Source organism: Leifsonia aquatica, from assembly GCF_014190775.1.
Classification (GTDB): domain Bacteria; phylum Actinomycetota; class Actinomycetes; order Actinomycetales; family Microbacteriaceae; genus Leifsonia; species Leifsonia aquatica.
The window spans coordinates 1,036,391-1,052,929 of record NZ_JACHVP010000001.1; the positions used below are offsets into that span (position 1 = coordinate 1,036,391).

General features: G+C 70.2%; 15 protein-coding genes. 8 read left to right on the forward strand and 7 right to left on the reverse strand.

Annotated elements, in window-relative coordinates; all coding sequences use genetic code 11:
* Nucleotides 1–21: 21 nt before the first annotated feature.
* From FHX33_RS04985 to FHX33_RS05005, 5 genes are all read right to left on the reverse strand, one after another.
* On the reverse strand, nucleotides 22–288 hold the full coding sequence (locus FHX33_RS04985; protein ID WP_021762181.1) for a hypothetical protein: 267 nt from the start codon (nucleotides 286–288) through the stop codon (nucleotides 22–24).
* A complete protein-coding gene (locus tag FHX33_RS04990) occupies nucleotides 288–743 on the reverse strand; it encodes a GNAT family N-acetyltransferase (RefSeq protein ID WP_021762182.1) in 456 nt (151 codons plus the stop codon). The genes FHX33_RS04985 and FHX33_RS04990 overlap by 1 nt, the downstream gene beginning before the upstream one ends.
* Before the next feature lie 72 nt (nucleotides 744–815).
* A complete protein-coding gene (locus FHX33_RS04995) occupies nucleotides 816–1,262 on the reverse strand; it encodes a GNAT family N-acetyltransferase (protein ID WP_021762184.1) in 447 nt (148 codons plus the stop codon).
* Nucleotides 1,259–3,868 carry a valine--tRNA ligase gene (valS, locus tag FHX33_RS05000; protein ID WP_021762185.1) on the reverse strand — a complete coding sequence of 870 codons (2,610 nt, stop codon included), beginning with the start codon at nucleotides 3,866–3,868 and terminating at the stop codon, nucleotides 1,259–1,261. Before valS ends, FHX33_RS04995 begins: the two co-directional genes overlap by 4 nt.
* Before the next feature lie 90 nt (nucleotides 3,869–3,958).
* Complete coding sequence (locus tag FHX33_RS05005) at nucleotides 3,959–5,281, reverse strand: MFS transporter (RefSeq protein WP_021762187.1); 1,323 nt, start codon at nucleotides 5,279–5,281, stop codon at nucleotides 3,959–3,961.
* Between the two features lie 65 nt (nucleotides 5,282–5,346).
* Here FHX33_RS05005 and FHX33_RS05010 point away from each other — a divergent pair, with 65 nt between their 5' ends.
* From FHX33_RS05010 to ndk, 5 genes are all read left to right on the forward strand, one after another.
* On the forward strand, nucleotides 5,347–5,961 hold the full coding sequence (locus FHX33_RS05010; protein WP_183428228.1) for an acyl-CoA-like ligand-binding transcription factor: 615 nt from the start codon (nucleotides 5,347–5,349) through the stop codon (nucleotides 5,959–5,961).
* Nucleotides 5,962–6,185: 224 nt separating this feature from the next.
* On the forward strand, nucleotides 6,186–9,524 hold the full coding sequence (ileS, locus tag FHX33_RS05015; protein WP_021763809.1) for an isoleucine--tRNA ligase: 3,339 nt from the start codon (nucleotides 6,186–6,188) through the stop codon (nucleotides 9,522–9,524).
* Nucleotides 9,521–10,897 carry a bifunctional folylpolyglutamate synthase/dihydrofolate synthase gene (locus tag FHX33_RS05020; protein WP_021763810.1) on the forward strand — a complete coding sequence of 459 codons (1,377 nt, stop codon included), beginning with the start codon at nucleotides 9,521–9,523 and terminating at the stop codon, nucleotides 10,895–10,897. Before ileS ends, FHX33_RS05020 begins: the two co-directional genes overlap by 4 nt.
* Entirely contained in the window at nucleotides 10,894–11,331 is a 438-nt protein-coding gene (locus FHX33_RS05025; RefSeq protein ID WP_183428229.1) for a DUF4233 domain-containing protein, read from the forward strand. The genes FHX33_RS05020 and FHX33_RS05025 overlap by 4 nt, the downstream gene beginning before the upstream one ends.
* Nucleotides 11,328–11,750 (forward strand): nucleoside-diphosphate kinase, encoded by a 423-nt coding sequence (ndk, locus tag FHX33_RS05030; RefSeq protein ID WP_021765697.1) that lies wholly within the window; start codon nucleotides 11,328–11,330, stop codon nucleotides 11,748–11,750. The genes FHX33_RS05025 and ndk overlap by 4 nt, the downstream gene beginning before the upstream one ends.
* A 73-nt stretch (nucleotides 11,751–11,823) precedes the next feature.
* Here ndk and FHX33_RS05035 read toward each other — a convergent pair whose 3' ends face one another.
* Nucleotides 11,824–12,441, reverse strand: coding sequence for a vitamin K epoxide reductase family protein (locus FHX33_RS05035; RefSeq protein WP_081703950.1), 618 nt, complete (start codon nucleotides 12,439–12,441; stop codon nucleotides 11,824–11,826).
* Between the two features lie 302 nt (nucleotides 12,442–12,743).
* Between FHX33_RS05035 and FHX33_RS05040 the strand changes: the two genes are divergently transcribed.
* Nucleotides 12,744–15,302, forward strand: coding sequence for an Rne/Rng family ribonuclease (locus tag FHX33_RS05040; RefSeq protein WP_183428230.1), 2,559 nt, complete (start codon nucleotides 12,744–12,746; stop codon nucleotides 15,300–15,302).
* Between the two features lie 43 nt (nucleotides 15,303–15,345).
* Here FHX33_RS05040 and FHX33_RS05045 read toward each other — a convergent pair whose 3' ends face one another.
* Nucleotides 15,346–15,621, reverse strand: coding sequence for a DUF4031 domain-containing protein (locus FHX33_RS05045; protein WP_021757232.1), 276 nt, complete (start codon nucleotides 15,619–15,621; stop codon nucleotides 15,346–15,348).
* Between the two features lie 263 nt (nucleotides 15,622–15,884).
* Between FHX33_RS05045 and rplU the strand changes: the two genes are divergently transcribed.
* Nucleotides 15,885–16,193: a 50S ribosomal protein L21 gene (gene rplU / locus FHX33_RS05050; RefSeq protein ID WP_025155948.1), complete on the forward strand. Its 309-nt coding sequence runs from the start codon at nucleotides 15,885–15,887 to the stop codon at nucleotides 16,191–16,193.
* A gap of 30 nt (nucleotides 16,194–16,223) precedes the next feature.
* Nucleotides 16,224–16,481, forward strand: a complete 258-nt coding sequence (gene rpmA / locus FHX33_RS05055) for a 50S ribosomal protein L27 (RefSeq protein WP_021757229.1) — start codon at nucleotides 16,224–16,226, stop codon at nucleotides 16,479–16,481.
* Nucleotides 16,482–16,539 lie beyond the last annotated feature (58 nt).

Here is a 16,539-nt window from a genome sequence, read left to right on the forward strand (position 1 = left end):
ACGAGGGAGGCGGAGGTCGCGTCAGACCTCGTCGTAGTCGGTGGCCTGCTGCTCGACCGGCTGCGTGATCGTGGCGGAGTCCTCCTGCGGGTTGTACCGCACGACGGTGCCGTCATCCAGCTCGACGACCGGGCGGCCCTCCAGCCAGGTGAGCGTCCAGCGCCAGCCCTCGGTCGCCACATCCGTGGCCACGAGCTCCTCCTCGACGGTCGACACCGCATAGGTGACGACCTCGGGCAGGTTCTCGGGCGGGGTCGCTCCGACCGCCCACCGGGTACCGAGCTGCATCAGCTCTGACCGGCCAGATCGATCTCGTACGTCACCCACGAGGTGCGGGAGGCGACGGCGTCGTAGACGCGCTGGGCGTTCGTGTTGTCCTGGGCGGTGATCCACTGGACCACGCCGAGCCGGCGTTCCACGGCCAGCGAACGCACGTGATCGATCAGCGTGCGGCCGATGCCCGAACCGCGCTCGCTCTCCAGGACGAACAGGTCGTCGAGGAAGAGTCCGCGGTCGCCTTCCAGCGGCCGCGCGAACTCCCGTACGTGCGCCAGGCCCACGATGCGGTCGCCGTCGACGGCGACGAAGCCCTGCTCCTCGTGCTCGGGAGCCGTGAGCCACGACCAGAGCACGAGCGCCCTCTGGTCGGTCAGCTCGGTCTCGTAGAACTCCGCGTACTTCGAATACAGCTCAAGCCAGGCAAAGAAATCTCCGTCCCTGACCGGTCGGACCTCGATCGTCATGGGTTACTCCCTTCGCCTTCCCCGCACGGCCACGCGAGCCGTCTGCGTGTTCCGACCATATCCCGATCCTGATCAGGGGACGAGATCGTAGGTCACCCACTTCGTCTTCTGCGCCACGGCGTCGTACAGACGACGCGCGGTCTCGTTGTCCTTCGCGGTGATCCAGCGGACCACCGAGAGGCCCCGTTCGCGGGCAGAATCGCGGAGGAACTCGAGCAGCTGCCTGCCCGCTCCCTCTCCGCGCGCATCCGGCGACACGAACAGGTCGTCGAGGTAGAGGCCCTTGCTCCCGTCGAGCGGCCGGACGAACTCGCGGACATGCGCGACGCCCACCGGGTTGCCCTCGTCGTCGATCGCGAAGTACGCCTCCAGCTCGTTGCCGGAGTCGGTGATCCAGCTCCACACCAGGAGCGCCTTCTCGTCGGTCACGGGGTTCTCGTAGAACTCCCCGTAGCCCGCGTAGAGGTCGAGCCAGGTGAAGAACTCGTTGTCCTCCACCTTGCGGACGGTCGCCGTCATCGTTTCTCCTCGCTCGGGGCCTGAGAAAGCAGAATATCGGTCACAGCCAGCTCATCGGCGGCTGCGAAACGCAGTTCGGCGATTCTGCCGACGGACCGCAGGTCGCCGGCGGCGGACTCGATCGCGGCGATCTCGGCCGCGGGGCCGGCGATCACGGCCGAATCCACGGCGGTGCGCTGGGAGGCCTTCGCGGCCGTCTTGGCGCCGCGGATGCCCGTCAGGGCGCGTCCGACGATGGCGAGCACGGGGCGCTGGTCGGCGGTCTGCGGGGCGACCTCGTCAGCCGTCGGCCAGGGTGCGACGTGCACCGAGCCCTCGGCGGACCAGCTCCACGCCTCCTCCGCCGCGAACGGCAGCACGGGGGCGAGCAGGCGCAGGAAGGCCGAGAGGGCCACGCGGAGGGCGACGACGGCCGAGACCTGCTCGGCGTTCGCCTCGCCGTACGCGCGCTCCTTCACGAGCTCGAGGTAGTCGTCGCAGAACGTCCAGAAGAACGTCTCGACGATCTCGAGGGCGCGGGCGTGGTCGTACGCGTCGAGGGCGGCGGTCGCGTCGCCGATCACGTCGGAGAGGTTCTGCAGCATCCCGACGTCGAGCGGGCTCGTGACCTGCCCGAGATCGAGGGAGGCGGGCGCCTCGAAGCCGAGGATGAACTTCGCCGCGTTGAGCAGCTTGATGGCCAGACGGCGGCCGATCTTGATCTGCGTCGGGTTCTGCGGGTCGAACGCCGCGTCGGTGCCGAGGCGCGAGGAGGCCGCCCAGTAGCGCACGGCGTCCGAGCCGTGGCGCTCCAGGATGTCGGCGGGGGTGACGACGTTGCCCTTCGACTTCGACATCTTCTTGCGGTCGGGGTCGACGATGAAGCCGGAGATGGCGGCGTTGCGCCACGGCACGACGTCGTTCTCGAGCTGCGAGCGCAGGAGGGTCGAGAAGAGCCAGGTGCGGATGATGTCCTGGCCCTGGGGGCGCAGGTCGAACGGGTAGACCGCGTCGAACAGGTCGCCGTCGCGCTCCCAGCCGCCCGCGAGCTGCGGGGTGAGGGAGGAGGTCATCCAGGTGTCCATCACGTCGAGCTCGCCGACGAAGCCGCCGGCCTGGCCGCGCTGCGCCTCGTCGTAGCCGGGGGCCGGGTCGGACGACGGGTCGACCGGGAGCTGCTCCTCGGTCGGCAGGATGGGCTGGTCGTGCACGGGGTTGCCGTCGGCGTCGAGCGGGTACCAGACGGGGATCGGCACGCCGAAGAAGCGCTGGCGCGAGATGAGCCAGTCGCCGGTGAGGCCGTTGACCCAGTTCTCGTAGCGCACGCGCATGAAGTCGGGGTGCCAGTCGATCTCCTGGCCCAGCTCGATCAGCCGCTGGCGCAGATGCTCGTCGCGGGCGCCGTTCTTGACGTACCACTGGCGGGTGGAGACGATCTCGAGCGGCTTGTCGCCCTTCTCGAAGAACTTGACCGGGTGCTGGATGGGCTTCGGGTCGCCGATCAGGTCGCCGGAGGCGCGCAGCAGCTCCACCACGGCCTGCTTGGCCGAGAACGTGGTCTTGCCGGCGAGCTCCGCGTACGCGGCCTTGCCCTCGGCGCTCTCGATGGCCGCGGGCGGCTCGCTGACGATGCGGCCGTCGAAGCCGATGATCGCGCGGTTCGGCAGGTCGAGCTCCCGCCACCAGGTGACGTCGGTGATGTCGCCGAAGGTGCAGATCATCGCGATGCCGCTGCCCTTGTCGGGCTGCGCGAGGTGGTGGGCGACCACGGGCACCTCGACGCCGAAGACCGGCGTGCGGACGGTGGTGCCGAACAGCGGCTGGTAGCGCTCGTCGTCGGGGTGGGCCACGAGAGCGACGCACGCCGGGAGGAGCTCCGGGCGCGTGGTCTCGATGTAGACGGGGCCGTCTGCGCCGTGGAACGCGACGCGGTGGTAGGCGCTCGGCTGCTCGCGGTCCTCGAGCTCGGCCTGGGCGACGGCGGTGCGGAAGGTGATGTCCCAGAGGGTCGGCGCCAGGGCCTGGTAGGCCTCCCCGCGCTGGATGTTGCGGAGGAACGCGAGCTGCGACGTGCGCAGGGACTCGTGCCCGATGGTGCGGTAGGTCTGAGACCAGTCGACGGAGAGGCCGAGCGAGCGCCAGAGCGCCTCGAACTGCTTCTCGTCCTCGACGGTGAGCCGCTCGCACAGCTCGATGAAGTTGCGGCGCGAGATCGGCTTCTGGTCGGCCGCCTTGCTGCTCTTGTTGTCGCCGCCCTCGAACGGCGGGACGAAGTCCGCCTCGTAGGGGAGGGTCGGGTCGCAGCGCACGCCGTAGTAGTTCTGGACGCGGCGCTCGGTGGGCAGGCCGTTGTCGTCCCAGCCCATCGGGTAGAACACGTGCTCGCCGCGCATGCGGTGGTAACGCGCGACGACGTCGGTGTGCGTGTAGCTGAAGACGTGCCCGATGTGCAGCGACCCGGAGGCGGTCGGCGGCGGGGTGTCGATCGAGTAGACGCACTCCCGTCCAGCGGCCAGCGCGGCGTCGCGGTCGAAGCTGAAGGTGCCCTGCTGCTGCCAGCGGTCGCCCCACTTCGCTTCCAGCCCTTCGAGGGCGGGCTTCTCGGGCACGGGGTTCGCGGCGCTCATGGTCCTCCGGTTCGATATGTGCGGCACCGTGTCATCGGGGTGCCTGAGTGTGCGACCGTACAAGCGTACCGGAGGACCGCAGCGGGGCGCTCAGACCTCGTCGACGATGGGCTTCCGCCGGGCGGCGACGAGAGCGGCGACGAGGGTGATCGCGCTCATCAGGGCGAGCACGACACCCGGGTGCCACCAGGCGTTGCCGGTCGCCCCGCCGAGCAGGAGGGTGAGGGCCGGCACGAACGCCGTGAGCAGCGCGGCGAGGCTGTAGGCGACCGACAGGCCGCTGTAGCGCACCGCGCTCGGGAACAGGTCGGACATCAGGCCGCCGAGGCCCGCCCACGAGAGCGTGGGCAGGATCCCGCCGATGATCATGCTGCCGACGAGGATCGGGAAGGTCGCGTACTGCAGCAGGAAGTACATCGGGAAGGCGATGATCAGCGTCCCGATCGCGCCGATCATCACGACGCGCGCCGAGCCGATCCGCGTCGCCCAGACCCCGAAGAGCGGGATGGTGACCAGTTGCAGGAGGCCGCCGATGGTCGTGGCGACCAGGAGGTCCTGGAAGCTGAAGTGCAGCGTGGCGGTGCCGTAGTCGACCATGTAGGTGTTCATCAGGGAGTAGGAGCCGATGCCGAGCACGGCCGCGCCGATCGCGATGACGAAGCCGGAGGGCGCCTTGCGGAACACGTCGAGCACGGGGAAGCGGTCGCGCGTGCCCGTCTCGAGCAGCTGCTTGAAGACCGGGGTCTCGTCGATCGACCAGCGCAGGTAGAGCGAGACGAGCAGCAGCGGGATGGCCGTCAGGAACGGCAGGCGCCATCCCCAGGCCGCGATCTGGTCGGCAGGGATCAGCGCGGTCATCGCGATGAAGACGACGGCGCTCAGGATGGAGCCGACCGGCGAGCCGAGCTGGGGGAGCGCGGCGTAGAAGCCGCGGCGCTTCGGGTTCGCGTACTCGGTCGCGAGCAGGATGGAGCCGCCCCACTCGCCGCCGAGCGACAGCCCCTGCACCAGGCGCAGGACGACCAGGGCGATGGCGCCGAACCAGCCGGCCTGCGCGTAGGTGGGCAGCACCCCGACGAGGCCGGTGCCGACGCCCATCATGGCGATCGTGATGAGCAGCGTGGGTCGCCGGCCGATGCGGTCGCCCAGGTGGCCGAAGACGATCGCGCCGATCGGGCGGATGACGAACCCGGCCGCGATGGTGAGGAACCCGGCGAGGACGCCGCCGAACGGGCCGAGCGGCTCGAAGAACAGGGGGCCCACGAAGAACGCGCTGAAGTACGCGAACAGGTAGAAGTCGTACGACTCGAGCGAGGTGCCGACGAACGAGGCGATCGTGACGCGACGCGCGGTGCCGGGCGTGATGCCGGGGCGGTCGGTCTCGCTGCGCACGGCGGTGGGGGTGGTAGTCACGGGTGTCCTTCGATTCGTTAATATGTGGACCGGGTCCAATAATAGGCATTCGAGAGGAACACCCGATGACGTCACCGCATTCCGGCTCCGGCCGCCCCCGTGCCTCGTCGCGGCGGATGCTGGCGGAGGCCGCGGGCGAGCTCTTCCTCGAGCAGACCTATGCCCGCACCACCATCGACGACATCGCGCGGCGCGCGGGCGTGAGTCGCGCCACCTTCTTCAATTACTTCCCGGCCAAGAGCGACCTGCTCTGGCTGGAGGTGGACGAGTCGCTCGACCGGTTCGCCGCGACGCTGACGGCGGCGGACGCCTCCCTCGCTCCGATGGATGCGGTGCTCGACGCCGTCGTCCGTCTCGCCGAGGCGTTCGGCCCGGACCGCCTGCCGCTCGCGGTCACCCAGGTGGAGCTGATGGGCACGGACGCGGAGCTGCAGGCCTCCGGCCTCCCGCGCTTCCTCGAACTGGTGCGCGTGGTGGCGGCGGCCATCGGCACCCGGATCGGCGAGGACCCGGACGCCCTGGTGCCCCGTTCGGCGGCGACCGCGGTCGTGGGAGCCGCGGTCGCCGCCGCCACCGTGTGGGCGCGTGCCGGCGTCCGCCGCGGCCCGCTCGCGCCGCTCGTGCGAGCTGCCGTCGAGCCGGTCTGCCGGGGCTACGCGAGTGCTCTCGTAACCGGGTAGAATCGACGGCAACGACTACGACCCGGCCATCACCGGCGAGTCTTCGGAAGAACCGCGTCGCTCCGGCGGCGCTCAGTAGAACCGAACGGTGCCGGCCCGTCACAGCCGAAGAAGGAGAGGCCGCATCCGGCGACGCCGGTGGATGGGGCAAGCGGGGTGGTACCGCGACGGGCGCGCGAGCGTCCGGCGTCCTCGTGCAGACCAGCGAACCTGCCAGGAGTGAGATGCCGTACCCCAAGTCCGCACCGGACGCAGCCGAGCCCGAGCGCTCGGAGACCCCGAGCCGCGCCGAGGTGGCCGCCAGCCCGGTCTTCCCTGAGATCGAGACCGGCATCCTCGCGTTCTGGAAGAAGGACGACACCTTCCGCGCCTCCGTCGCGAACCGCGAGGGTGCGCCCGAGTGGGTGTTCTACGACGGGCCGCCGTTCGCCAACGGCCTCCCGCACTACGGGCACCTGCTGACCGGCTACGCCAAGGACGTCTTCCCGCGCTTCCAGACCATGCGCGGCAAGCAGGTGCACCGCCGCTTCGGCTGGGACACCCACGGCCTCCCGGCGGAGCTCGAGGCGGAGCGGCAGCTCGGACTGACCGACAAGAGCCAGATCGAGGAGATGGGCATCGCCGCCTTCAACCAGGCGGCCAAGGACTCGGTGCTGCGCTACACGGCGGAGTGGCAGGAGTACGTCACCCGCCAGGCGCGCTGGGTCGACTTCGACAACGACTACAAGACGCTCGACGTCACCTACATGGAGTCGGTGATCTGGGCGTTCAAGCAGCTGCACGAGAAGGGCCTCGCCTACGAGGGCTACCGCGTGCTGCCCTACTGCTGGCGCGACCAGACGCCGCTGTCGAACCACGAGCTGCGCATGGACGACGACGTGTACAAGATGCGTCAGGACCAGACGGTCACGGTCACCTTCCCGCTGGTCGGGTCGAAGGCCGAGGCGCTCGGGCTGACCGGCGTGCGCGCCCTCGCCTGGACGACCACGCCCTGGACCCTCCCGACCAACCTCGCCCTCGCCGTCGGACCCGCGATCACCTATGCGGTCGTGCCCGCCGGCCCGAACGGCGCCGCGGACACGCACGGCGGCTCCGAGGACGACGTGCTGAGCGGCGAGTACCTCATCGCCGTCGACCTGCTGGGCAACTACGCGAAGGACCTCGGCTACGAGTCCGCCGCGGACGCGCAGGCCGCCGTCTCGCGCACCGTCCTCGGCAGCGAGCTGGAGGACGTGCACTACGACCGCCTCTGGGACTACTACGCGGACGCCGAGACCTACGGGACGCAGAACGCGTGGCGCATCCTCGTCGACGACTACGTCACCACCGAGGACGGCACCGGCATCGTGCACCAGGCGCCCGCCTACGGTGAGGACGACCAGCGCGTCACCGAGGCCGCCGGCATCCCGATGATCATCTCCGTCGACGACGGCGCGCGCTTCCTGCCCGCCGTCAGCGACGTCGCCGGGCTGCAGGTGTTCGACGCCAACAAGCCGCTGACGAAGCTCCTGAAGGACCAGGGCCGCCTGCTCCGCCAGGCGAGCTACGAGCACTCGTACCCGCACTGCTGGCGCTGCCGCAACCCGCTGATCTACAAGGCGGTCTCCAGCTGGTTCGTCCGCGTCACGGAGTTCCGGGACCGGATGGGCGAGCTCAACCAGCAGATCAACTGGGTGCCCGAGAACGTCAAGGACGGCCAGTTCGGCAAGTGGGTCGCGGGCGCCCGCGACTGGTCGATCTCCCGCAACCGGTACTTCGGCTCGCCGATCCCGGTGTGGAAGAGCGACGACCCGGCGTACCCGCGCACCGACGTGTACGGCTCCCTCGAGGAGCTGGAGCGCGATTTCGGCCGCCTTCCGCAGAACGCGGCGGGGGAGCCCGACCTCCACCGCCCCTTCATCGACGACCTCACCCGCCCGAACCCGGACGACCCGACCGGGCGGTCGACCATGCGCCGCATCCCGGACGTGCTCGATGTCTGGTTCGACTCGGGGTCGATGCCGTTCGCCCAGGTGCACTACCCGTTCGAGAACCAGGACTGGTTCGACACCCACAGCCCGGCGGACTTCATCGTCGAGTACATCGGCCAGACGCGCGGCTGGTTCTACCTGCTGCACACGCTGTCGACCGCGCTGTTCGACCGTCAGGCCTTCTCGAACGTGATCAGCCACGGCATCGTGCTGGGCAGCGACGGGCAGAAGATGTCGAAGTCGCTGCGCAATTACCCGGACGTCAACGAGGTCTTCGACCGCGACGGCTCCGACGCGATGCGCTGGTTCCTGATGGCGAGCCCGGTGCTGCGCGGCGGCAACCTGGTCGTCACCGAGGAGGGCATCCGCGAGGGCGTCCGCCAGGTGCTGCTGCCGCTGTGGAGTACGTGGTACTTCTTCTCGCTCTACGCCAACGCCACGGGCTACGAGGCGAAGCGCTCCACGGCTTCCACGGACGTGCTCGACCGGTACCTCCTCGCGAAGACCCGCGACCTGGTGGAGGCCGTGACGGCCGACCTGGAGGGCCTCGACTCGACGCTGGCCGCAGCCAAGCTGCGCGACTTCGCCGACGTGCTCACCAACTGGTACGTGCGCCGGTCGCGCGACCGGTTCTGGACGGGCGTGGCGGAGGACGGCAGCGGCAGCGAGGCGTTCGACACCCTGTACACCGTGCTCGAGACGCTCACCCGCGTCGCGGCGCCGCTCCTTCCGCTCGTCACGGAGCAGATCTGGAAGGGTCTGACCGGCGGCCGCAGCGTCCACCTGACCGATTGGCCGGAGGCCGCCGAGTTCCCCGCCGACGACGCGCTCGTCGACGCGATGGACCGCATCCGCGCGATCAGCTCGACCACGCTCTCGCTGCGCAAGCAGGCGGGGCTGCGCGTGCGGCTGCCGTTGGCGACGCTCACCGTGGTCGCCGAGAACGCGGACGCGCTGCGGCCGTTCGAGGCGATCCTGCGCGACGAGCTCAACGTGAAGTCCGTGGAGTTCGTCGAGCTCCACGACGACAGTGCGTCCGCCTATGGCATCACCAGCAAGCTGACCGTGAACGCGCGTGCCGCGGGCCCGCGCCTCGGCAAGCAGGTGCAGCAGGTCATCGGCGCCGCCCGCGCCGGCGACTGGAGCGAGCACGACGGCGTCGTGACCGTCGGCGGCATCGAGCTGGTCGAGGGCGAGTACGAGCTGGTGCTCGAGACCGCGCAGGCCGACGAGGAGTCGTCCAGTGCCCTCGCGCTGCTGGCGGGCGGCGGCTTCGTGCTGCTCGACACCCGCACCACGCCGGAACTGGAGGCCGAGGGCCTGGCGCGCGACGTCATCCGCGCCGTGCAGGACACCCGCAAGGCGGCCGGGCTCGACGTGAGCGACCGCATCCGCCTCGCCCTCACATTCGAGCACGAGGACGACGCCCGCGCGCTCGACCTCGCCGCGGACGTCGACATCGCCACCGAGACCCTCGCGCTCGAGCTGGTCGTCGGCGCGGCCGCATCCGGATACGAGAAGGCCTTCACGGCCGGCCAGTTCGCGAACGCGGGCGGGTTCACCGTCGGCGTGACCAAGATGGAGGAGTCGTGAGCGACGCCATTCCCGAAGACGACTGGCGCGACCAGGCGGAGGCCGTCTACCAGGCGCTCCTCGCCCGCGTGGGCGAAGGCGCTCCCGAGCGCCGCCTCGATGCGACGCGCCGCGCCGTCGAGCTGCTGGGCGACCCGCAGCGCGCGTACCCGATCGTGCACATCACGGGCACGAACGGCAAGACGTCGACGAGTCGCATCATCGAGAGCCTGCTGCGCGCCTACGGGTTGCGCACGGGCCTGCTGACCAGCCCGCACCTCGTGCGGTTCAACGAGCGCATCGTGATCGACGGGCACCCGATCTCGGACGAGGAGCTCGTCCGCAACTGGGACGATGTGCGCCCCTACCTGGAGATCGTCGACGCCGAGCTGGAAGAGGCGGGCAAGCCGCCGCTCACCTTCTTCGAGGCGCTGACGGCCCTGGCCTACGCGGTCTTCGCCGACTCGCCCGTCGACGTCGCCGTGATCGAGGTCGGCATGGGCGGAGAGTGGGACTCGACGAACGTCGGCGACGGCCAGGTGGCCGTGTTCACGCCGATCTCGCTCGACCACACGAAGGCTCTCGGCGACACGGTCGAGGAGATCGCGCGGACCAAGTCCGGCATCATCAAGCCGTCCGCCGACGTCGTGACCTCGGCGCAGGTCCCGGAGGCGCTCGACGTGCTGCGGGAGGCCGCGGCGCTCACCGAGTCGAGCCTGGCTCTGCAGCCGCGCGACTTCGACGTCGCCGAGACGAAGGTCGCCGTCGGCGGCCAGCTCGTGACCGTCCGCGGTCGCGCGGCGACCTACGAGGACGTCTTCCTGCCGCTCTACGGCGACCACCAGGCCCAGAACGCCGCCGTGGCGGTCGCCGCGGTCGAGACGTTCCTCGGTCGCGGTTCGCAGCCGCTGAACGCCGACCTCGTGGAGGAGGGCTTCGCCACCGCCACGTCGCCCGGCCGTCTGCAGCTGATCGGGATCGAGCCGACCATCCTCGTCGACGCCGCGCACAATCCGGCAGGCGCGGCGACGCTCGCCGACGCCCTGCGCCGCTACTTCGACTTCGACGAGCTCACCTTCGTGCTCGGCGCCCTCGCCGACAAGGACACGCGCGGCGTCGTGCGTGCCCTCGCGCCGGTGGCCACGCAGTTCTTCGTCACGCAGCCCGCCAGCGAGCGCGCACTGGACGCCGAGGAGCTCGGCGACATCGTGCGCGACGAGGTCGGCGATGAGGCGACGATCGTGTACAGCGACGCCCTCGACGCCCTGGAGTCGGCGCGCGAGTGGGCGGGGGAGGCCGGCCGTCGCGCGGTCGTCGTCACCGGCTCCATCGTGCTCGTCGGCGCCGCGATGGCCTACGCCGAGGAGCAGGAGTGGAAGGGGTCCGGCGCGTGAGCGACGCCCCCGGCACGCCCGACACCCCCGGCACGCCCGACGAGGCCCCGGCTTCCGCGCCGCGAGCCCGCCGCCAGCGGAGCCTGCGCGAGAGCCTCGGCTCGATCCTCCTCGCCTTCGAGCTCGTGATCGTCTTCCTCGGCGCCCTCGTGCTCTTCGGGCTCGGCGCGCTGCCGCCCGCCATCGCGCTCGGCGGGGGAGCGGCCGTCATCGTGCTCATGATCCTCGCCGTCGGCACGCTCCGCTGGCCGGTCGGCGTCGTCCTCGGCTGGATCGTGCAGCTGACGGTCGTGGCCGCCGGCTTCCTGGTGCCCGCCTTCTTCATCGTCGGGGCGATCTTCACGGCCATGTGGACCTACTGCATGATCGCCGCCGCCCGCATCGACCGCAACCAACGGGCCGCCGCGGCCCACAACGGAACGGAGAACCCATGACCACCGCCGTCGAAGAGACCCTCGTCCTCGTCAAGCCGGACGGAGTCGCCCGCAGCCTGACGGGTGAGATCGTGCGCCGCATCGAGGCGAAGGGGTACTCGCTCGTCGACATCCGGATGCTGCAGGCCGACCGCGATCTGCTGGCCAAGCACTACGCCGAGCACGAGGGCAAGCCGTTCTACGAGCCGCTCGTCGAGTTCATGGAGTCGGGCCCGATCGTCGCGCTGCGCGTCGCGGGCAACCGCGTGATCGAGGGATTCCGCTCGCTCGCCGGAACCACCGACCCGACCACGGCCGCGCCCGGCACCATCCGCGGCGACCTCGCCCGCGACTGGGGCCTCAAGGTGCAGCAGAACCTCGTGCACGGCTCCGACTCGCCCGAGTCGGCGCAGCGCGAGCTCGCGCTCTGGTTCGACTGAGCCGTACCCATCGACGAGAAGAGGGCCCGTGGCGATCGCCACGGGCCCTCTTCTCGTCGACGGACGACGTCGATCAGACGAACGCCCGGTGGATCCAGTCCAGCTGGATCTGCGCCAGGATCGCCACGATCGCGTAGCAGACGATGGTGATGAGCGGCACCCAGCCGTAGGCCGCGCCGAAGAACCGGCGGGCGCGCTCCGGCAGCGGGATGTGGCCCTCCTTGAGGTTGTAGAGGGTGACGGCGAGGAACGTCGGGATGGTCACGACCCACGTCACCATGCACCACGGGCACAGCACGTTCAGCACGGTGAGCGACTGGGTGATCAGGAAGATCACCAGCGCGAGGGCGAGCGCGACGCCGACGTTGAACGCGATCCAGTACCAGCGGGCGAACCGACCGCGCACGGCGAACAGGCCGACGCCGACCGCGATGGTCGCGGTCCAGCCGCCCAGGCCGAGGACCGGATTCGGGAACCCGAGCAGCGATCCCTGCCACGAGTTCAGGTTCTTCGAGCAGCCCACCAGGACGCTGAAGTTGCAGGAGAGCTGAGCGTCGGGGTTCTCGAGCAGGTGGAACTTGTCCACCGTCAGCATGAACGCGGCCCAGAGGCCGATGACACCGGCGACGATCAGGAAGATCGCCAGGACGGTCGGGCGGCGGTACGGCACCGCGACGGCAGGTTCAGACACCCTCGGATTATGGCATGCGCCACGCGGGCGGTCCTGGGAGCACCGGCATCCGATCGCTCATCATGCGATAATCGTCTCTGGACGTCGATCCGGCCCTGCCGGAGACGGACGAATGAAGGCTTGAGGGCGCCCCCGGCGCCCGGTGAGGGTCGGCCGCGAAGGCCGGCGAAGACAGAGCCGGATGCGCGCCGCGCCACGAGCCGGCCGTGTCCGAGCAAGGATTACGGGGCCGGCCTGAGTCGGCTCCGACGGAAAGTACCCGGTGAGCGGGGAACCGCAGCCGGTCGAGGAGTGCACCAGCGATGGTGGAAAACGAGAATATCGACAGCAATGGCAACGACACGGAGACGGGAGGGCGCAAGCGCAAGGGGCTCTTCGGAGCGCGACGCGCGGTGAAGCGCACCACCGACTCTCCGGTCCAGCAGGCGGGTGCCACGGCGGCCCCCGAGGCGCAGGCGTCCGCCGGCGACACCGCCGACGGTGCGGGACAGGCCGTCGCGGCCGAGTCCCCGGCCGCCGAGACGGTGCAGGAGGCGGCCACGACGGTCGTCGCCGTCGCCGAGCGCGGCGCGCACGAGCCGCCGGCCCTCCCGGAGCCGCTCGCGGAGACCGAGGCGCCCCTCGCGGGCGTGCCCGGCCTTCCGCCGACGACCCTGCTCTTCCAGGCGCCGGACATCGTCCCCCTCCCGCCGCTCCCCGGCGACGAGGACGAGGAGCCGACCGGCGGCGTCCGTCGCCGCGCCCGCCGCCGCGCGGGCGAGAGCGGCCGCGAGGGCTCCAACGATCCCGCGAACACCGTGGTCAAGGTGCGCACGCCGCGCGAGCCGGAGCTCATCACCGAGCCCCAGAAGGTCAAGGGCTCCACCCGTCTCGAGGCGAAGAAGCAGCGCCGCCGCGACGGCCGCGACGCCGGCCGCCGACGCCCCGTCATCACGGAGGCCGAGTTCCTCGCCCGCCGCGAGTCGGTCGACCGCCAGATGATCGTCCGCGAGAAGAGCGGCCGCATCCAGATCGGCGTGCTGGAGGACAAGGTGCTCGTGGAGCACTACGTCGCACGCTCGCAGGAGGCGTCGCTCATCGGCAACGTCTACCTCGGCCGCGTGCAGAACGTGCTCCCGAGCATGGAGGCCGCGTTCGTCGACATCGGCCGCGGCCGCAACGCCGTGCTGTATTCCGGCGAGGTCGACTGGGATGCGGTCGAGACCGGCAACCAGCCCCGCCGCATCGAGCTCGCCCTGAAGCCGGGCGACCGCGTGCTCGTCCAGGTCACCAAGGACCCGGTCGGACACAAGGGCGCCCGTCTCACGAGCCAGATCTCCCTGCCCGGCCGCTACCTCGTGTACGTGCCGAACGGATCCATGAACGGCATCAGCCGCAAGCTCCCGGACACCGAGCGCGCCCGGCTGAAGAAGATCCTCAAGGAGGTGCTCCCCGAGAGCGCAGGCGTCATCGTGCGCACCGCCGCCGAGGGCGCCACGGAGGAGCAGCTGACGCTCGACGTCAACCGCCTCACCGCGCAGTGGGCCGACATCAGCAAGCAGGTCGAGAAGCAGCAGGCGCCCGCGCTCCTGCACAGCGAGCCCGACCTGCTCATCAAGATCATCCGCGACGTCTTCAACGAGGACTTCCAGAAGCTCGTCATCGCGGGCGACGAGGCGCGCCAGACGATCGAGAACTACCTCCGTCAGGTCGCCCCCGACCTCCTCGACCGCGTCGAGGCGTACACGGGCGAGCGCGACGCGTTCGACGAGCACCGCATCACGGAGCAGATCGAGAAGGCGCTGGAGCGCAAGGTCTGGCTGCCGTCGGGCGGTTCGCTCGTCATCGACCGCACCGAGGCGATGACGGTCGTGGACGTCAACACCGGGAAGTTCGTCGGCTCCGGCGGCAACCTGGAGGAGACGGTCACCAAGAACAACCTCGAGGCCGCCGAGGAGATCGTCCGCCAGCTGCGGCTGCGCGACATCGGCGGCATCATCGTCGTCGACTTCATCGACATGGTGCTCGAGACGAACCGCGACCTCGTGCTGCGCCGCCTGATCGAGTGCCTGAGCCGCGACCGGACGAAGCACCAGGTCGCCGAGGTCACCTCGCTCGGGCTCGTGCAGATGACCCGCAAGAAGCTCGGCCTCGGCCTGCTGGAGACCTTCAGCGAGGCGTGCGAGGTCTGCGCCGGCCGCGGCGTCGTCGTGCACCACGACCCGGTCGTGAAGCACCGTCAGCCGCAGCAGCAGGCCCCGTCCGGCGAGCGTCGCCGCGGCCGTGGCGGCAACGGCGGCGGATCCTCCGCCTCCGCGCCCGCGAGCGCCCCGTCGCACACCGGCAACGGCGGCACCCACGCCATCACCGACGACGCGAAGAACGCGCTCGCGCAGATCGCCGCGTCGACCATCCACCCGCACCCCCAGGACGGGGAGGCCGCACCCGCGGCTCCCGAGTCGGCTTCGGCGCCGAAGAAGCGCCGCCGCAAGGGCAAGGGCGGCGCGTCCGCCGAACAGGAGAGCGACGCGGAGACCTCGAACGCCGCAGCGCCGGCGACCGAGGACGCCGGACGCGACGAGGTCGCTGTCGCCGAGGAGATCGTCGAGACCGTCACCGTCGAGACCGTCGAGCCGGCCGAGACCGCTGCGGACGGGACCGTGGACGACGCGTCCGCCCTCCTGCCGCTGCTCGACCTGCCGGAACCGCACGAACCGGCCGAGCCGGCCGTGCGCCCCTCCGCCGAGGAGACCGAGCAGCTGCTCGGCTCGGTGCTCGACTCGCTCCCGCAGCCGAAGGAGCCGGGCCAGGGCCGCAGCCGCAGCCGTCGCGCCAGCACCGCGGTCATCGCGGGCGGCGAGATCGCCCCGAAGACCGAGTAGCCCCTCCCGCATCCGAGACCGCGTGCGGAGCGCCGACCGAGTGTCAGTGCCTCCGCACGCGGTCTCGTGCTTTCACGCGCAGTCCGCTGGCGATCAGCCGCGTGACGAGCTCCTTGCCGGGCACGGCGAGGGCTCCTGCGGCCACCAGCTCGTCGTAGCGGCGGTCGGGGACGTCGTAGTGGTCGCGGTCGAACGCACGCCCCGGGATGTCGTTCGCGGCCGCGAAGGCGTGGAGCTCGTCCAGGGACGCGTCGCTGACCAGATGGGACCACAACATGCCGTGGGCGGGCCATGCCGGGGGATCGATCAAGACCGTCATACAATGATTGTAGGAACGGTGCCATCGACGGTGCCGCACGGTCCTGGAGCCCCCGCGTTGAATTGACGTGACGAGCGGCCTCAGGTAAAGTTGACCGCTGGTGTGTGTTGGGCGTCGCCCGATTCGCCATCATGGTTTTCTGAGAGCCGCTCCCGGTCCCCGGGGCGTCGGACTCGCCAGTGACTTCCGAGAACAGTAAGTAGGACCAGGTCCGGGCCGTCAGGCCGCCGGGAACTGTTCCCCGACGAAAAAGGTACGTGAAAGTGGTTTACGCAGTTGTGCGCGCCGGTGGCCGGCAGGAGAAGGTCGAGATCGGGACCATCGTCACGATGGACCGCATCAAGGCCGACAAGGACGGCAACGTCGAGCTGGCTGCGGTGCTGCTTGTCGACGGTGACAAGATCACGTCCGACGCCAAGTCGCTCGCCAAGGTGAAGGTCACCGCCGAGGTCCTCGGCGACCTCCGCGGCCCGAAGATCGTGATCCAGAAGTTCAAGAACAAGACCGGTTACAAGAAGCGTCAGGGCCACCGCCAGGAGCTCACGCGCGTCAAGATCACCGGCATCAAGTAGTCGACCCGGACCTCCCGAGGAGAAGAAGACATGGCACACAAAAAGGGAGCGAGCTCCACTCGCAACGGCCGCGACTCGAACGCGCAGCGCCTCGGCGTCAAGCGCTTCGGCGGCCAGACCGTCAACGCCGGTGAGATCCTGGTCCGCCAGCGCGGCACCCACTTCCACCCCGGCGTGAACGTCGGCCGTGGCGGCGACGACACGCTGTTCGCTCTGGCGGCGGGCGCGGTCGAGTTCGGCAACAAGGGCGGCCGCAAGGTCGTCAACATCGTGGCGGTCGGGGCCTAGCCTCCACCACCAGCACCACTTTCCGGATGGGCGGGCTTCGGCCCGCCCATCCGCTGTT